Annotated in this window: 4 protein-coding genes; 2 read left to right on the top strand and 2 right to left on the bottom strand. The window is 46.8% G+C overall.

Annotated features, from left to right (window positions below):
- Positions 1–365: 365 nt before the first annotated feature.
- Positions 366–1,535, top strand: coding sequence for a PilT/PilU family type 4a pilus ATPase (locus AB1797_13410; protein MEW5768584.1), 1,170 nt, complete (start codon positions 366–368; stop codon positions 1,533–1,535).
- A gap of 69 nt (positions 1,536–1,604) precedes the next feature.
- Entirely contained in the window at positions 1,605–2,699 is a 1,095-nt protein-coding gene (locus tag AB1797_13405) for an LptF/LptG family permease (GenBank protein ID MEW5768583.1), read from the top strand.
- A 23-nt stretch (positions 2,700–2,722) separates the two neighbouring features.
- On the opposite strand, the gene queF is transcribed toward AB1797_13405, so the two are convergent.
- Together queF and AB1797_13395 are read right to left on the bottom strand one after the other, a co-directional pair.
- The gene (gene queF, locus AB1797_13400) at positions 2,723–3,145 is read right to left on the bottom strand and encodes a preQ(1) synthase (protein ID MEW5768582.1); all 423 of its coding nucleotides are present in this window, start codon (positions 3,143–3,145) and stop codon (positions 2,723–2,725) included.
- The gene (locus AB1797_13395) at positions 3,069–4,082 is read right to left on the bottom strand and encodes a hypothetical protein (GenBank protein ID MEW5768581.1); all 1,014 of its coding nucleotides are present in this window, start codon (positions 4,080–4,082) and stop codon (positions 3,069–3,071) included. The genes queF and AB1797_13395 overlap by 77 nt, the downstream gene beginning before the upstream one ends.
- Positions 4,083–4,214: the final 132 nt, after the last annotated feature.

Here is a 4,214-nt window from a genome sequence, read left to right as displayed (position 1 = left end):
ATCACATGATGTAAAACTCCGGGAGCATCTAATCTTAGGTTTCCTTGGCATAGTTCAATTATACATTCTGGTATTTGATGTGTCAAATGTTTTTTTGCTTTCTACACCACCGTCCCCCATGTCCCCCTAACCAAATAACACCCGAAAATTTCCTGTCGCTATCTGCTCTTGGTTAAATTTAACTGCAATTTTGCTACAAATCACTTCATCTTTTAGACGCAAGCTCTCACACTAAAGTGAACCGTCCCGCTTTTTTTATGCCTAAGACCTTGACAAAGAACATAAATTGTGATATTCTAAAAATGTCAGCCGCCAAGGCATAAAGCCACCAAAGAGATAGAAAACATTAAAGGAAGGGACTAATTATGTACATTACTGATCTGTTAGAAAAAATGGTTGAAGCAGGGGCTTCGGATATTCATTTGAAGACGGGGAGTGTCCCTATTCTTAGAATAGACGGTGAGTTAACCTTAATGAAGGACTGGCGGTCAGGAAGATTGACTTCATCTCAGACTTCGGAATTGGCCTTTTCTATGATGAATGAGATTCAACGGCATCGGTTTGAAGAGCACCATGAACTCGATATGGCTTATAGTGTTTCAGGTCTGGGGCGATTCAGGGCCAATATCTTTATGCAGCGGGGATCAATTGGACTTGTCTTGCGGATGATTCCCTTTCAAGTTCCGGGTTTTGCCGAACTACATCTTCCTCCGGTGCTTAAAAAACTTGCCGAGCACCAAAGGGGGCTGGTTATGGTGGTTGGCCCCACTGGCTGCGGCAAATCGACTACGCTGGCCGCTATGGTTGACCATATCAATGCTACCCGCAAATGTCATATAATGACCGTGGAAGACCCGATTGAATATCTTCATCGGGATAAAGAAAGTATTATCAACCAACGTGAAATAGGTATAGATACCAATACCTTTGCTGACGCCTTAAGGCATGTGGTTCGTCAAGACCCTGATGTTATCCTTATCGGGGAGATGAGGGATGCCGAGACTTTGACGGCTGCCCTCTCAGCGGCTGAGACAGGCCATTTAGTTTTAACTACCCTTCATACTATTGATGCCCCTCAGACCGTCAAACGAATGATAAATCTCGCCCCGCCTTATCTCCATAACCAGATTCAGATGCAGCTTTCCCTGACCCTGCAGGGGATTGTTTCTATCCGGCTATTACCTCGGATTGATGCCGAAGGACGTATCCCGGCTGTAGAGGTAATGATTGCCAGCGCCCTCGTCAGGAAGCTCTTAGAAGATAATAGGATCCCTGAAATAGCTGATGCCATCGAAAAGGGCGGTGTCCATGGGATGCAGAGCTTCCATCAGGAGCTGGTCAGATTATGCCGGGAGGAGAAGAAAATAACCTACGAGGTGGCGCTGGCGGCGGCCAGTCAGCCTGAAAAGTTTAAGCTGGCTATGTCGGATCTCTTTACCGGAGACGAATCTACCTATGATGTGGCTGAAGAGGTGAGAAAAAAAGAAGAGGCGGCGCTTAAAGAAGAAATACAAAGAAAAAGGTTGGAAAGGTGAAACCGTCCAGGAACTTTCGCCCATCTGTGGTGCTAAGAATAAGGGGTAGCTTGTTCACCCTGAGGTATTATGAAGATCCTTACCCGGTATGTTTTAGCTGAACACATTCGACCTTTTCTTTTAGGTGTAGCTATCTTCAGCTTTATCCTGCTCCTGGACAAGGTCTTTGTCTTAAGCGATCTCTTTATTGCCAAACGAGTGGAAGCCAGCTCCATCGGCTTGCTTTTTTTTTATTATCTTCCAGCCACCCTGGGCGTAACCGTCCCGATGGGAACCTTGATGGGTGTTCTAATGGCCTGGGGGCGTCTCTCTGAAGATAACGAGATCACTGCCATTACCGCCAGCGGCCTGAGTTTGACCCCGCTAATAAGGATAAGCCTTTGTTTCGGCCTCTTTCTTTCTCTGGCCACGATGATCTTTAATGATACCATCCTTCCCCGATCAAATTATGCCTATCGAAAGCTTTACCGCTCCATTGCCCAACGTGATCCCTTTATTGGCCTGGAAGAAGGGGTCTTCTTGCACGTAGATAAACGAGAAATCTATGTGGATACAGTTAACCAGAAAAAACACACCTTCTCGGGGATATATATCTACGAACAAGGAGACCCGGATCGAACCATCATTGCCCGGTCCGGTCAGTGGGAAACAGGGAAAGATAAAAGCATTATTCTTAGATTAAAAAACGGCACCATCCATCAATCTGATCCACAAGACCCAACCAAGTACCATATCTTGAAATTTGACAGCCAAACTATCAATCTGGCTGACCTCAGCAAAAAATTGGACACGACTGACATCCCTAAAGGGATTCGAGATATGACGGCCGGAGAGATCCAGCAGCGAATCAAAGAATATCAAGAAAAGAAATTCAATACTGATTTGCTTCAGGTAGAGTTGCATCAAAAAAAATCAATCCCCTTTGCCTGTCTGGCCTTCAGTCTTATTGGAGTCCCATTGGCTCTAATGACCAGAAGGGGAGGTCGGGCCATCGGGTTTGGCCTCAGTCTCTTACTTATTTTTATCTATTATCTCCTCTTGATCGGCGGCGGGGCGCTGGGCAAGAGAGGCATCATCCACCCGGCTGTCTCGGTTTGGCTGCCGAATATCTTTCTGGGGGGGATAGGCATCATTTTAATGGCTCAAAAAATACGGGGAGCATAGAGCAGGAAGCGGAGAGCAAGGCTTTACTCTTTGCTCCCCGCTCTACTATATTCTCGTTCTACTATTGTCCCTATCCCACCTCGGACCTTCCAGACTGTGGTTATTTTGGCCCACTTTGGTTTTGTGGTCCGGATAAAGTCTTCCAATATTTTATTAGTCGCATGTTCCTGAAATATCCCCACATCTTTATACCTGGCCAGATAAAACTTCAAGGATTTCTGTTCGACCAGATATTGATCAGGCTTATACTGGATGATGATCGTAGCAAAATCCGGGAGTCCTGTCTTAGGGCATAGGCTAACAAATTCCTCTGTTTTCATCTCCACCATATAGTCCTGGTCACTATATTCATTCTCTACCACCTCTAACTCAGGCGTGATCTTTAAATCCCGAACTTCTTTCTGTCTTCCGCTGTAGCCGCCTGAGAGAACTTTTGTCTGTTCCATTATGTTGCCTCCAATGTTCCACGACCGCGCCGGCCAGAAGCGGGATCATCAGTTCGTGGTGCCCAACGAGGTAATAACCCTTGCCTCCATCTGTAGTCGGCCGTTTGATAATATTTTCTGACGGTCGATAGTGATGAATCATATCAAAATTGACGGTAGTAAAATTGGCCACCTCATAGCCCAGGTTTCTGGCCAGGTTAAGGGCCTTTAAGAAGACTTCAGGAATGACCACGGCCGAGCCAAAGTTGGCAAAGACGCCTCCTTTATCCAGACCGGTTATCTGAGAGGCCAGGAGTTTAAAATCAATAAAGCTGGCTTCTCCCAAGGCAGCGCCATTGGCCTCCGGATGCTGGTGAATAATGTCGGCGCCAATAGTCAGATGAACCGTCACCGGCCGGCCATGTTTATGGGCGCTGTTTAAGAGGCTGTAAGAGGCATAAGGCGGATTGAGTGAGGCGATCAATTCACAGACACTCTTCCCCGCTCCCCAGCCCTTAGACACTCCTTTAGCGATGGCCTCATTAATGAGTCGGCCGGTCTCTTCAGCCATGCCAAATTCTCCCAGAGGAAGAGAGGCAGCCACATCTTCAGAAGTTTCGCCAACCAGGGCGATCTCGAAGTCGTGAATAATCCCCGAGCCGTTGAGGACAATACCGGTAACGATCCCCCGTTCGATCAGGTCAGAAATGATGGGACCGAGGCCGCATTTTATCACATGGCCGCCCAGACTAAAAATAACCGGCTTGCCCATCTGCCTGGCTTGATGGATGGCTTCCACTACCTGTCTCAGATTTTTCGCCGCCAGGATGTTGGGAAGAGAGTCTAAAAAGGCGCTTAATCCATCTCCCGGAGAAAAAGGCCGACCAAAATCAGCCACCCTGACCTGGCTTTTCCTCTCCTTGAGAGGATACCGTTTTACCTTGTTTAGATCAATCATCTTTTGTAACCGTTCAGGGGGTAATGAAAGTTGAGGGGGAATTTTTGTAACTATTCAGCTCTTAAGGCACAAAGATTACCAATAATAGCACACGGATTACACGGATGAGACGGATTGACACGGATAAAAATT

The organism is bacterium (assembly GCA_040753085.1).
GTDB lineage: Bacteria > UBA9089 > JASEGY01 > JASEGY01 > JASEGY01 > JASEGY01.
Note: the sequence above shows the minus strand (reverse complement) of the source record. Positions and strands in the feature narration are given on the sequence as shown.

Bases quoted from the DNA above. Each gene is read 5' to 3' on its own strand.
- AB1797_13410 (MEW5768584.1), top strand. From the start codon at position 366: ATGTACATTACTGATCTGTTAGAAAAAATGGTTGAAGCAGGGGCTTCG.
- AB1797_13405 (MEW5768583.1), top strand. From the start codon at position 1,605: ATGAAGATCCTTACCCGGTATGTTTTAGCTGAACACATTCGACCTTTT.
- queF (MEW5768582.1), bottom strand. From the start codon at position 3,145: ATGGAACAGACAAAAGTTCTCTCAGGCGGCTACAGCGGAAGACAGAAA.
- AB1797_13395 (MEW5768581.1), bottom strand. From the start codon at position 4,082: ATGATTGATCTAAACAAGGTAAAACGGTATCCTCTCAAGGAGAGGAAA.